Annotated in this window: 13 protein-coding genes and 1 pseudogene; 10 read left to right on the top strand and 4 right to left on the bottom strand. The window is 40.0% G+C overall.

From position 1 onward, the window contains the following. The first annotated feature begins 16 nt into the window (after window positions 1-16). From parE to urtE, 9 genes and pseudogenes are all read left to right on the top strand, one after another. Window positions 17-1900: a DNA topoisomerase IV subunit B gene (gene parE / locus O1449_RS15050; protein WP_269238723.1), complete on the top strand. Its 1884-nt coding sequence runs from the start codon at window positions 17-19 to the stop codon at window positions 1898-1900. Then, window positions 1900-2463 carry a DUF6714 family protein gene (locus tag O1449_RS15045; RefSeq protein ID WP_269238722.1) on the top strand — a complete coding sequence of 188 codons (564 nt, stop codon included), beginning with the start codon at window positions 1900-1902 and terminating at the stop codon, window positions 2461-2463. Before parE ends, O1449_RS15045 begins: the two co-directional genes overlap by 1 nt. A gap of 38 nt (window positions 2464-2501) precedes the next feature. Beyond that, window positions 2502-2624 (top strand): annotated as a pseudogene (locus O1449_RS15040) (hypothetical protein); the annotation flags it as partial. Window positions 2625-2848: 224 nt separating this feature from the next. After that, window positions 2849-4189, top strand: coding sequence for an MATE family efflux transporter (locus O1449_RS15035; protein ID WP_269229321.1), 1341 nt, complete (start codon window positions 2849-2851; stop codon window positions 4187-4189). Between the two features lie 271 nt (window positions 4190-4460). Next, window positions 4461-5741 carry an urea ABC transporter substrate-binding protein gene (urtA, locus tag O1449_RS15030; protein ID WP_269238720.1) on the top strand — a complete coding sequence of 427 codons (1281 nt, stop codon included), beginning with the start codon at window positions 4461-4463 and terminating at the stop codon, window positions 5739-5741. 91 nt (window positions 5742-5832) lie between these two features. Continuing rightward, a complete protein-coding gene (gene urtB / locus O1449_RS15025) occupies window positions 5833-7455 on the top strand; it encodes an urea ABC transporter permease subunit UrtB (protein ID WP_269238719.1) in 1623 nt (540 codons plus the stop codon). A gap of 4 nt (window positions 7456-7459) precedes the next feature. Beyond that, entirely contained in the window at window positions 7460-8530 is a 1071-nt protein-coding gene (urtC, locus tag O1449_RS15020; protein WP_269238718.1) for an urea ABC transporter permease subunit UrtC, read from the top strand. Then, entirely contained in the window at window positions 8531-9358 is an 828-nt protein-coding gene (gene urtD, locus O1449_RS15015; RefSeq protein ID WP_269238717.1) for an urea ABC transporter ATP-binding protein UrtD, read from the top strand. Window positions 9359-9367: 9 nt separating this feature from the next. Further along, on the top strand, window positions 9368-10066 hold the full coding sequence (urtE, locus tag O1449_RS15010; RefSeq protein WP_269238716.1) for an urea ABC transporter ATP-binding subunit UrtE: 699 nt from the start codon (window positions 9368-9370) through the stop codon (window positions 10064-10066). 188 nt (window positions 10067-10254) lie between these two features. On the opposite strand, the gene O1449_RS15005 is transcribed toward urtE, so the two are convergent. The 4 genes from O1449_RS15005 to O1449_RS14990 form a co-directional block, all read right to left on the bottom strand. Next, on the bottom strand, window positions 10255-10401 hold the full coding sequence (locus O1449_RS15005; RefSeq protein WP_269238715.1) for a hypothetical protein: 147 nt from the start codon (window positions 10399-10401) through the stop codon (window positions 10255-10257). Further along, a complete protein-coding gene (locus tag O1449_RS15000; RefSeq protein WP_269238714.1) occupies window positions 10402-11142 on the bottom strand; it encodes a hypothetical protein in 741 nt (246 codons plus the stop codon). 71 nt (window positions 11143-11213) lie between these two features. After that, window positions 11214-11759 (bottom strand): GNAT family N-acetyltransferase, encoded by a 546-nt coding sequence (locus tag O1449_RS14995; protein ID WP_269238713.1) that lies wholly within the window; start codon window positions 11757-11759, stop codon window positions 11214-11216. Between the two features lie 93 nt (window positions 11760-11852). Further along, window positions 11853-12578 (bottom strand): outer membrane protein OmpK, encoded by a 726-nt coding sequence (locus O1449_RS14990; protein ID WP_269238712.1) that lies wholly within the window; start codon window positions 12576-12578, stop codon window positions 11853-11855. A gap of 370 nt (window positions 12579-12948) precedes the next feature. Here O1449_RS14990 and O1449_RS14985 point away from each other — a divergent pair, with 370 nt between their 5' ends. Beyond that, complete coding sequence (locus O1449_RS14985; protein WP_241334492.1) at window positions 12949-13323, top strand: HPF/RaiA family ribosome-associated protein; 375 nt, start codon at window positions 12949-12951, stop codon at window positions 13321-13323. Window positions 13324-13412: the final 89 nt, after the last annotated feature.

Genomic DNA, 13412 nt, shown 5'->3' with positions numbered 1-13412 from the left:
AAGGAAGTCAGACCCAGTGACACAATACACGGCACAATCCCTTGAAGTTCTTTCAGGTTTAGATCCTGTTCGTCGTCGTCCCGGTATGTATACCGATACCTCACGTCCAAACCATTTGGCGCAAGAGGTGATTGACAATGCGGTGGATGAAGCACTTGCAGGACATGCCAATCAAATTTGTGTCACCGTATATGAAGATGGTTCATTGTCAGTCGAAGATAATGGACGAGGTATGCCAGTCGATATTCATCCTGAATATGGACAAAGTGGTATTGAAATTATTTTGACCAAATTACATGCAGGCGGAAAATTTAGTACCGATAATTATCAATTTTCTGGTGGTTTACATGGTGTTGGTATTTCTGTCGTGAATGCCTTATCAACACGTGTTGAGGTTGCGGTACAACGCCAAGGTAACTTGTATCAAATGGCATTTGAACAAGGCGAACCTGTTGCACCATTATCGGTGTTAGAAGGTAAAGTTGCGAAACGTGCGACAGGAACAACCGTTCGGTTCTGGCCAGAAGCAAAATATTTTGATAGTCCAAAATTTGCCCTAAAAGCATTGAAGCATAATTTAAAAGCTAAAGCCGTTTTAGCGGCGGGCTTAAAAATTATTTATGACGATAAAATTAATAATGAAAAAATTGAATGGCAGTTTGAAAATGGTTTAGTCGACTATTTAATGGATGAACTTGAGGGTCGAGAGATTCTACCTGATCCTGCTTTTGTCAGTAGTGGACAAGCAGAGCGAGCAGCTTGTGAATTTGCGATCTGTTGGAATGTTGAGGGTGGTGAACAAATACAAGAAAGTTACGTCAATTTGATTCCAACCGCACAAGGGGGAACCCATGTCAATGGATTGCGTTCAGGGGTCACGGAGGCGTTACGAGAGTTCTGTGAGTTACGTAATTTATTACCACGTAATATGAAACTCTCTGCGGAAGATGTTTGGGATGGGGTCAATTTCATTCTATCGCTGAAATTCCAAGAACCTCAATTTTCTGGTCAAACCAAAGAGCGTTTATCGAGTCGTGAAGCCTCCAATATTGTGTTGAATATTGCCAAAGATGCCTTTGCTTTATGGTTAAACCAACATGCTGAGATTGCAACGCAGTTAGCTGAAATGGCAATTGCTAAAGCTGGGCGTCGCTTAAAAGCAGCGAAAAAAGTGGAGCGTAAAAAGATCGTCTCTGGTCCTGCGTTACCCGGAAAACTGGCTGATTGTGTGGGTTTAACGCGTGAAGACAGTGAATTATTTATTGTCGAAGGAGACTCTGCGGGTGGAAGTGCTAAACAAGCTCGTGACAAGAATTTCCAAGCGATTATGCCGATTCGTGGAAAAATTCTAAATACGTGGGAAGTATCTTCGGATGAGGTGCTCGCTTCTCAAGAGGTTCATGATATTGCGATTGCCATAGGGGTTGATCCGGGTAGCGATGATCTATCTGAATTACGTTATGGCAAAATCTGTATTCTTGCCGACGCAGACTCGGATGGTCTACATATCGCGACATTACTCTGTGCGTTGTTTGTGAAGCATTTCCCGACTTTAGTTGAAGACGGTCATTTGTTTGTCGCAATGCCACCACTGTATCGTATTGATATTGGTAAAGATGTTTATTATGCGTTAGATGATAGTGAACTCGAAAGCATTTTGAAAAAAGTGAAAGGTAATAAAAATCCGCAAATCACTCGATTTAAAGGATTGGGTGAGATGAATGCCAGTCAATTGCGTGAAACCACGATGGATCCCAATACCCGCCGTTTAGTCCAACTCGATTTGGATGATGCACATTTTACCGCAGGATTATTAGATAAATTGCTTGCCAAAAAACGTTCGAGTGATCGTAAGCATTGGTTAGAACAGAAAGGTAATTTGGCGGATATTATCGTCTGATGAAACAATATCCTTCACCTGATGATATTCAGGAAATGCGTCGCAGAGGTTACGATTCCATTACAATCGCAGAAGCTGAGGAATTATTACCACGTTGGCATCAGTTGAATCAGCTCAGACAAAAGATTGAGAGTGCTTTTGCTGGGGTCACTTTGCAAGAGGGTATTGGTTTATATGAAGCGCAAGGAATAGATGATTATGCAAGTCAGGCACAATGTCTGGCTTATCGTGCCAAAGATGAAAAATTAGACTGGCATAATATCTCAATCAATGACTTGAATCGCTGTAACAGCAGTCCAACTTTCTTTGATGCTCAGGGTATGCTGTTTCATTTACCTGCATTTTTATTGGCAAGTTTAAATGGTGATTATTTACATGATCTCACTTTTACATTGATACATCTAGGTGATGACAGAGAAAGAAAATTTTGCTTATTTAGTGCTGAACAGCGCGCAGTTGTTGCAGATTATTTACAATTTTTGTTGGATGAGCCTGATTGTAGTTACCATCATCAGGAAATTATGAACGCATTAATTACTGGTTATTGGTCTAATACAATCTAATATTAACGTGTTGGAAAACATTTAAAGAAGCCGCACCTTTGAATTTGGATGATGCGCATTTTACCGCAGGATTATTAGATAAATTGCTTGCAAAAAAACGTTCGAGTGATCGTAAGCATTGGTTAGAACAGAAAGGTAATTTGGCGGATATTGTGGTTTGATTTGAATCGATTTTTTGCATAGCCCAGTCCATCTGGGCTTTTTTATGTCTTGTTAAAAATATGAATTCATAAGCATAAGAATAAATATGGAACGCTATTTGCTTTTTATCTATCGGTAAAATTCTATCTAACATTTGAAGCACATTGATCAAAATGTCTTGTTTGTTTCTAAGATTTTAAAATTCAAATATATCAAATTTTCAATTGATAATAGTGGAAATATAATGAAGCGTTTTTTAAGTATTTTTTTTCCAATTTTGTTTAGTAATACGATTTTTATTCTGAGTGGTGTTATTGATACTGCTTTCTTATCCCACTATAGCCATGTGCATTTAACGGCTTTATCCGTTTCTCTTTCAGTTTATATGATTGTTTTTGTGGTGGGCTACGGATTACTACAAGGAATGTTTCAAATCCTCGCTGAAGAAAAAGGGCGGGAAATAAATCAACAAAAATTAACTAACCTCGTGAGTTTGGCTGTATTAATCGCAGCTGTGTTTAGTATTTTCGCGATCATTTTGATCAACAATACTGAGCATCTATTAACCTTTTTTCAAGCACCTGACACGGTTCTGATACTGGTTAAAAATTGCTTGATGATTTTTTCAGTCGATCTGGTGATTCGTCTATGTTGTCGTATCTTAACCATACAAATACAGGTTTTAGATCGTCCTATCATCGCGACATATATTGGTGTGGTTTTTTTGTTGATCAAACTGCCACTGTCCTATGCTTTGATCAATGGAGTGGCGTACTTTGATATTGCACCTTGGGGTGTCTATGGTGCCGTATTTTCGACATTGCTTGGGGACAGTGTGATGTTGATATTGCTGTGCGGTTATATACGTGGCAAAGCTGTTTTTAAACTTGATCTGAGTCGCTTTTCTTTCAATTATGAATTGTTGATTCGTTTTCTTCGAATTGGAATACCCACCGCTCTCATGATCGTGATTGATGTGATTGCTTTCATGGCGATTTCGATTTTAGCATTACCACTTGGCAGTATCGTGATTGCCTCGCATCAAGTGATCGCAAGCATATGTTCCATGCTATACATTTTACCTGCCGCATTTTCTGTTGCATTCAGTTTGATGTTATCTGAAAAAATTGGTGCTCAACAGAAGCAAGTTGCTTTACTTTGGTCAAAAAAAGCCTTTCTGCTTATATTTGTTTTAGCTGTGACTTTATGCAGTATTTTACTACTTCTTCGTGAGGAATTCATTTCCCTATTTACTCAAGATTCAGCGGTTATTCAGATCACGATCTACCTCTTTATACTCGGAATACTGTTTCATTTAGCCGATGCAATGTTATGTATTTTTGCAACGGTATTACGTTGCTGGGACATAACGATTGTACCGAGTATGATTTATAGCAGCTCGTTATTGATCTTTGGTCTAGGCTTTGGTCAGGTATTGGCATATTGGGGAATGGATTGGTGGATATTCAAGATCGCTCCATTGGGAATTTATGGATTTTGGTTTGCTTTAATTGTGTCTTATAGCCTAGCTGTAATCATGTGTGCTTTATGTTTTAAATATCGAAATATCACATGGATTCGTTAAATAAAAGGACTTTGAATTTATCAATCTTTTCCAAAGCAGAAATTTAAGTTTTCGCTATCAGGGTTAACTATCAATTTCACGTCTTGAATAAGTGATTCTGCATCATTTTGGTTCATTACGTATTTTTTGTATGCAATGTTGTATACAAGATTGGATTTCTAACGAGAAAGTTTAGATAAAATTAATATAAAACAATTGCTTAAATTATTGGCACAGAAATTGAATAACTCCACTCAGTAAAAATCACAATATCAACCTGTGGAGAACAAAGATGCAAAATAAATTGATGTCGATGTCTGTACTTATGGCAGCGATGATGGGGGTAGGACTGGTCGGTTGTTCAAAACCAGCAGAAAAAACAGAACAAACAAAAACTGAAACGAAAGCGGCACCTGCAGCAAGTGGCGATACGATTAAGGTAGGGATTTTACATTCACTCTCAGGCACGATGGCAATTTCTGAGACATCTCTGAAAGATACTGCATTGATGACCATCAATGAAATCAATGCCAATGGCGGGGTGATGGGTAAAAAACTCGAACCCGTCATCGTTGACCCAGCATCGGATTGGCCGTTATTTGCTGAAAAAGCACGTCAGTTAATCACTCAGGACAAAGTTGCCGTTATTTTTGGTTGTTGGACATCAGTATCACGGAAGTCTGTTCTTCCTGTGGTTGAAGAGTTGAATGGTTTATTGTTCTATCCAGTGCAATATGAAGGTCAGGAACAGTCTAAGAATATTTTCTATACAGGTGCAGCGCCGAATCAACAAGCCATTCCTGCCGTTGAATATTTAATGGGAGATGAGGGTGGTAAAGCACAACGTTTTGTTTTACTCGGCACAGATTATGTCTACCCGCGAACAACCAATAAAATCTTACGTGCATTCTTGAAGTCTAAAGGCATTGCCGATGCAGACATCATGGAAGAGTACACGCCATTTGGTCATAGCAACTATCAAACCATTGTTGCCAATATCAAGAAATTCTCTGCGGGTAAAAAGACTGCGGTGATTTCCACCATCAATGGTGATTCCAACGTTCCTTTCTATCGTGAGTTAGGTAACCAAGGTATTAAAGCCTCTGATATTCCAGTGATGGCTTTCTCAGTTGGTGAAGAAGAGTTACGTGGTATTGATACCAAACCATTAGTGGGTCATTTAGCTTCATGGAACTATTTCATGTCAGTTAAAAATCCGAAAAATACCGAATTTGTCAATAAATTCAAACAGTATGCAGTGGAGTACAAGCTTCCAAATGCTGACAAAGTTGTGACCAACGATCCGATGGAAGCGACCTATGTTGGTATCAATATGTGGAAACAAGCGGTTGAAAAAGCAGGTACAACGGAGGTTGATAAAGTTCGTGATGCAATGGCAGGTCAAACTTTTGCAGCACCATCGGGCTATACCCTCAAAATGGATGAAACCAATCACCATTTACATAAACCTGTGATGATCGGGCAAATCCGTGCTGATGGTCAATTTGATGTGGTTTATAAAACACCGCAGACCATCAAAGCTGAGCCTTGGAGCCCATATATTCCTAAATAATTGTTCCATGCAACCTGCTGTTTTGGCAGCAGGTTTTTCTTAGTTTTATTTCTGATTGATTGATTTAAATAGAAAATATAAGGGGAGTCTTATGGCGAAACACTATGTTTTGGCACTGCTCTGCATCATGGCACAGATCATTTTTAATCCTGCATGGGCAGAAGTTACCTCACCAACAACAGTGACGTCTACAACTTCTCAGGATGCCATCCAGACTTTTGTTAAATCCGACTTTACCGCTCGTCGTGCAATGTTGAATCAATGGCCAGCCAGTATTGAGCAATTGGATCAATTGGTCGCGTATATTGATCAAAATGAATTATATACCGATAGTTCTGGCAACACATATATTTTAGAAAATGATGAAAAATTATTAAGTTATCCGCAACAACAAGTGATCGAAACTTGGCCATCTGACTTGTCTCAAGTGACACTGGTTAATACGCTGCGTAAGGCACTGAACTTTGGACAAGCCAAAGTTAAACTCAATTCAGACGATGCATCACAACGTTTAGCTGCGGTGGACATTTTAGAAAATAATTTAGATGAGCTCGATGTTGCCACAGTTAAGCAACTCTATCTCAATGAAAAAAGTGAAGCGGTTAAAGCACGTTTGGCACAACTGAAAGCCCGTTTAGATTTTAATAGCTCAGATGAGTTTACTAAGATTGAAGCGGTAAAAGTTTTGGCAGATTCGAACCGTCCCGATGTATTCGCATTGATCAACCAAAGCTTAGAACAGCCACAAAGTAATCCTGCATTAAAAGCAGCTTTGGTTGAAGCACAAAATAAAATTAAAACGCGTTTGCAAATCAGTGAATGGTCAGGGCATGTATTTTCAGGTCTTAGTACCGCTAGTATTTTACTTTTAGCGGCGCTTGGTCTTGCGATCACATATGGTTTGCTTGGTGTCATCAATATGGCACATGGTGAACTCATCATGATCGGTGCTTATACCACTTACGTCATTCAAAGTTTTTTTAAAACACACTTTGCAGGCTTAGTCGATTGGTATTTATTGGCTGCGATTCCTGCTGCATTTCTGGTGAGTGCGCTGATTGGCATGCTGATTGAACGTACTGTGATTCGCCCGCTTTATGGTCGCCAATTGGAAACATTATTGGCCACCTTTGGTGTCAGCTTAATCTTGATGCAATCGGTTCGCATGATCTTTGGCGCACAGAACGTTGAAGTGTCGAATGTCGCATGGCTCAGTGGTGGTATTGCCCTAACACCAAGCCTGATGTTGCCGTATAACCGTATTGCGATTATTGGTTTTACCGTGGCGGTATTACTACTTTTAGTTTTCTTATTAAACAAAACCCGTTTCGGATTATTTGTCCGTGCTGTTACACAAAACCGTCAAATGGCGCGTGCCGTGGGCATTCGTTCTGCACGTATCGACATGCTGGCATTTGGTTTGGGTTCAGGCTTAGCTGGTCTTGCAGGTTGTGCGTTAGCACAGGTGGGTAACGTGGGTCCTGACCTCGGACAAAACTACATTATCGATGCTTTCCTTGTCGTTGTCGTCGGTGGTGTCGGTCAAGTATGGGGTGCGGTACTTGCAGCCTTAGGCTTAGGGATTAGCGGTACAGTTTTGGAGATTGGTTTAGGTGCGGTTTTAGCAAAAATTATTCTCTTGGTTCTTGTGATTTTGTTTATCCAAAAGCGTCCACAAGGTTTGTTTGCCATCAAAGGTCGTTTCGTGGAGTAAGCCAATGAAAATCACTTCTTTATTTGCAGATAAACCGTATAGCGCAATCGCGATTGCCATTTGTTTTGCAGTGTTATTGAGCTTACCGTGGTTGCATTTGTTATCACCTGATTCCGCATTTTATCTGTCAGCGTATTGGATTACGTTGATTGGCAAAATCATGTGCTTGGCTTTGGTCGCTTTGGCATTGGATTTGGTCTGGGGCTATGCAGGAATTTTAAGCTTGGGGCACGGTTTGTATTTCGCTCTCGGTGGTTATGCTTTTGGTATGTATTTGATGCGTGAATCCGCAGGCGATGGCTTACCTGATTTCATGCGCTTTCTCAGTTGGACAGAATTACCGTGGTATTGGGTCGGGACTGAACATTTTGCATGGGCAATCTGTTTGGTATTACTCATCCCTGCATTGGTTGCCTTTATTTTTGGCTTCTTTGCTTTTCGTTCCAAAATCAAGGGCGTGTATTTCTCAATTATTACTCAAGCCATGACCTTTGCAGCGGCACTCTTGTTCTTCCGCAATGAGACGGGTTTTGGTGGTAACAATGGCTTCACGGGTTTTAAAACCTTATTGGGTTTTGATATCACTTCTGCACCGATGCGTGCCACTTTATGTTTTGTCACCGCTCTGGTTTTGATGCTGTGCTTTATCGGCTTACGTCAACTGATGAATCGTCCTTATGGTCGAGTGTTGGGGGCGATTCGTGACAGTGAAAACCGCTTGCAATATTTGGGCTATCGCACACTGTGGTACAAGCTGTCAGCATGGGTACTATCGGCAGTGATTGCAGGTATCGCAGGTGCGTTGTATGTGCCACAGGTTGGTATTATCAACCCAAGTGAAATGAATCCTGTCAACTCAATTGAAATGGCAGTGTGGGTTGCCGCAGGGGGTCGTGGCACTTTGATTGGGGCGATTTTAGGCGCAGGTTTGATTAATGCACTGAAAACTTATTTCACTGTGGCTGCGCCCGAAGCGTGGTTACTGATCTTAGGTGCCTTATTTATCGTGGTGACGATTTTCTTACCTAAAGGCGTGATTGGTTTATTTGATCGTTTTAAAAAGGAGAGCAATTAAATGAGTGATTTATTCATAGACTCAGCTCAACATGGCGGTCAACTCGGTGAGGGTTATGGTCGTGCCAAAACCCAAGGTGCAGATTTTAGTCACGGGATTGCCTTGTATTTAGAAAAAGTCAGTGTGTGGTTTGATTCGTTTCGTGCCCTCAATGATTTATCGCTGTACATCGCCGAAGGTGAGTTACGCTGCATCATTGGACCAAATGGTGCGGGTAAAACTACCTTAATGGACGTGATCACAGGTAAAACTCGTCCGACTACTGGCACAGCATTTTTTGGACAAAACTATGATCTTGCCAAAATGGGCACAGAGGAAATTGCGGAAGCAGGAATTGGGCGCAAATTCCAAAAACCAACGGTATTTGAAAATTTCACAGTCATGGAAAATTTACTGCTCGCTGCACCACGAGATAAGCGAGTGAAAAAGAGCTTGTTTAGCCGACTTGATCCAGAAGCACAATTGGCATTGGAGGAAAGTTTAGAACAAATTCGCTTAAAGGAATTTGTGAAAAAACCCGCAGGATTATTATCGCATGGTCAAAAGCAGTGGTTAGAAATCGGCATGCTATTGATGCAACGTCCGAAGCTGATTTTATTGGATGAGCCTGTGGCAGGAATGACCGATGCGGAAACAGAACGGACGGCTGAACTGTGTTTGGAATTGAAAAAAAATCATACGCTTGTGGTCGTAGAGCATGACATGAGCTTTATTGACACCATCAGCGAAAAAGTTACGGTATTAGCACAGGGCGCAATCTTGGCAGAAGGCACATTGGCAGAGGTACAAGCCAATGAAGATGTGATTGAAAAGTATTTAGGACGCTAGGAGACTGCTATGTTAGAAGTGAAAGAAATTAACCAGTTTTATGGTGGTAGTCATATTCTGCGTGACGTGTCTTTTCAAGCGCCTATAGGTGAATGCAGCGTCATTTTAGGGCGTAATGGCGTAGGTAAAACCACCTTGCTGAAATGCTTGATGGGGATTTTACCGATTAAATCAGGACAGATTTTGCTAGATGGCAAAGATATTGCCAAGATGTCGCCTGAGCAACGTGTGCGTGCTGGCTTGGCATATGTACCGCAAGGACGAGATATTTTTTCAACCTTGACGGTAGAGGAAAATATCTTAATTGGTATGGCGAAATTTTCAGGTGCAAAAACGCGGAAAGTACCGAGTTATCTCTACGAAATTTTTCCTATACTTGATGAAATGAAACATCGCCGTGGTGGAGATTTATCGGGTGGTCAGCAGCAGCAGCTTGCGATTGCTCGAGCGTTGGCTTCTGAGCCTAGTGTCTTGATTTTGGATGAGCCAACTGAGGGTATTCAGCCCTCGATTATTAAAGATATTGGTCGGGTCATTCGTAAATTAGCAGATCAGGGTGAAATGGCGATCGTTTTAGTTGAGCAGTTTTATGATTTTGCTGAAGAATTGGCGGATAACTATACCGTGATGGCTCGTGGACAGGTGATCGCACAGGGGCAAGGTGCGGAAATGCCTGAAAAGGGAATAAGGGAGTTGGTGGCGATTTAGTATCAACCCTATATATCTCATTTTACTATTTAGAAACTAGATATTAAAAAAATGATTATCTTTCGGAGTCATACCTAGTAGTCTTCTAATTTTTAAATACGCCTTCCGCTGGAGTTACTTTGGTTTTGCCCGTAGAAGCGTTTGAAGCTTCGTAAGGGCAAAGGCATTTTCACCTATACGATGAATGATTAAAACTTCTCAATTTTTATTTTGATTGCACTTTTCTTGCGCTTCGCTAAAGCTTTAGTCGCTTTAGCTTGCTCAGGTTGTGAATAACGTTTCTGAGACTCATAAGTTTTCTTAAATTTTTTGTTGAGTTTGAGGGTAAAGATCATTTATTTACCTTCAACCTTATAGAACGTGCCGCTAGCATAGACGTTATGCCCAAAACCACATCCAGACTCGTCACTATTTTGTTTAACCTCAATTTTTTGACCATTATTTGTATCATTCGTAAATTGAAGCTTGATCTGGCAGTCTTCATAGCGATAGTTTGCCTGTTTTGCCGTGATCGGCATGGTCGTTTCAAACTGCCCCATATTTGGACCATAAATCAGACCTCGAATCCCAAAGTAATAACCATCAAAAGCGATCTGATACTTATTTTGCTTTTTGCTGACCTTGATGTAATCCCATTGTCCAAAACCATTGGCTCGAACATAAGTGCCTTGTAGGTCTTTAGATATTTGGGGCTTTGCTAGCTGTTTCAGGTTGTATTGGCTAGTTTTAGAGTCTTTATCTTTTAGAAACCACACTCTTGCCCATTGCGGCTTGCCTAATTTTGTATAACTCAATCCCACATTATTATTGGCAATTTCAATGTCTCGGTCAGTCACCTGAATACCACTTTCCTCAGCATTCATTTGGCAGAACTGAGCCCATGCAGCTTGATCTTCAAATTGTTTTACTGCTTTGGTATATTGCTTTTGATCATAAAACTTTTTACCTGCTTGGGCATATTGTTTTACTTTGCTACAGCCTTGTTGTAACTCTTGTTCAAATGAATCTTCAGCAAAACTTGAAGCTGAGCCAATTGCTGTTATAACCATTAGGCAAAGTTGCGTTGTTCTCATCATTTTCAATATTTCTAAAGCTGCTTGATACTCATTTTAAACAAGAAGTGAAAATATATGCTGTGAGCAAATTGTTAGCTTGAGAGTTGTAGTTGCATCCAAACCAAGTCACGCCATTGTCCAAATTTTTGTCCGACTTGTGGCATATAACCTGTTTGTACAAAACCAAGCTGTTCATGTAGCACAATTGAACCCGTATTTTCACTATCAATTGCAGCCACCATGATATGCATGTTTTGTTGTATCGCGAGATGGATCAGTTGTTGCATCAAGGCTTTGCCAAGACCTTGACGTGCGTAGCTTGGATCAACAAAGACAGAATGTTCGATACTCTGACGATAGCCGCTAATATTGCGGAATGTTGAATAATACGCATAACCTGCAATTTTATTATTTTGCTGATCTTCGACCACGATCATGGGGAAGTGCTGTTGTTGCATGTCCTGAAAACGTTGTTGATATTGCGCTAAAGTAATGGCCTGATCATTCCAGTTGGCTGTACCTGTCAGGATTTCATAATTATAAATGGCGAGAATCTGTTCCAAATCATCCATCATCGCAAAACGAATTTGATAAGGGGAATTCAGAGAATGTGCTGCAAGCTTAAGATCAAATGACATGAGAAAATAAAAGAAAGTTCACATATCCTGAATATGCGTGATTGCAAAAAAAACAGCAAGACGGAGCTTGCTGTTTTTAAACAGATTGACTGCTTAGAAATGGTATTTCACTAAAGCGCTGACATTGTTTTCGTCGCTGCCTTTAATACCAAACTTGTTATTCCAAACAGAATGTTCAATACCGAGGTATAAACGTGTTTCAGGTGAAATATGTTTACCGACATTCCACTTATATTGTGTTGTCCAGTTGAGTTCGCTTGCATGATCTTTTTCTGCTGTAGACCAGTCAAGGAAACCATCAACCACAAAATCTTCTGTAGAGACTTTAAATGGCAACGCATAAGCGATAGTCATTTGATAGTCATCAGTGGTTTTTTCATTATTGGCACGGTAGAAATTCACGTTTGCATATTGGAAATATGGAATTGCTAAATCAAAGCCTACGCCATATAAGAAATTGTCGAAACTAGAGAAGTCATCATTATTGCCTTCCCATGTCGTTGAGATCAACACATCTTTGACTGGACCAAAAGCAAGTTTTTGACCAGAAATTTCGCCTAAGCTCAAACGAGGAGAAAGTTCGAAATAGGTACTTTTATGATCGTCACCACCACGCATACGATCCATAAAGAAGAATACGTCGGCATATTGTACTTTAGCAGCATATTCAACCGTTAAAGTCGTTTGTTTTTCGTCGACAACTTCGTAGTTTTCACCGTATAAACCTGTGAGGCTAAAATCTTGCCAAATAGGCTTTGCCTGAACGAAAGCTGCTGTAGATACCAATAAACAAGTCGCTGCAAGTTGCTTCAATTGCATTTAAAAAAATCCCCCAAAAATGGCGTGTAAATCATACAAGGAATTAAGCAAAAATAAAGCCAAATTTGACCAAATGCTCAAAAGAATTGGACTGAGCCGATCAAAAGAAAAAAGTTCATGAATTTAAAAATCTTTTTGATCAAGTTTTAATAAAAATGTCAAAAATCAGCTTGCATATTTGTTATGAAAGTCAGATATTGGAGTTATAGAAGATCTTCTTAATGACTGAAAAGCAACAGATGTAAGGCAAGGAGACTACACGTATTTACATAATCAAAATATACAACTGCACTGAATGAATGCATGCTCAAAGCGTGCTAAATAAAAAAGTTTCGTAGAACCGTCTCACAGAAAAGAGAGGAAGATATTTATGAATATTGAAATCCGTACAGATAAAAACATTCAAGGTAGCGAACGCTTAATCAGTTATATCCGTGCAGAACTTACGCAAGAATTTCAACGCTATAGCGAGCGTATTACACATTTTTCGGTTCATATTAGTGATGAAAATGGGGAGAAAACGGGCGATCATGATAAACGTTGTATGATCGAAGCTCGTCCAGCAGGTTTGAAGCCACTTGCCGTGACTCATAAAGCTGCGAATATCGATGCATCTATTCATGGTGCGATTGATAAACTAAAACGTAGTCTGGAACATTTATATGAGAAAAAAGAACATCATCGTGGTGGTTTACCAGAGTATGTTGACGTCGATGACGATGTAAAAATTGATGATGAAGCGTAAAATTAGCGCATAAAGAAAGCCCAATTGTGGGCTTTTTTTATGCGTGTATCAAATTTATACATGATTTTTAGATCGTTTTATAAAAACCT

Origin of the sequence: Acinetobacter sp. TR3, from assembly GCF_027105055.1 — a bacterium.
Taxonomy (GTDB): Bacteria; Pseudomonadota; Gammaproteobacteria; order Pseudomonadales; family Moraxellaceae; genus Acinetobacter.
Note: the sequence above shows the minus strand (reverse complement) of the source record. Positions and strands in the feature narration are given on the sequence as shown.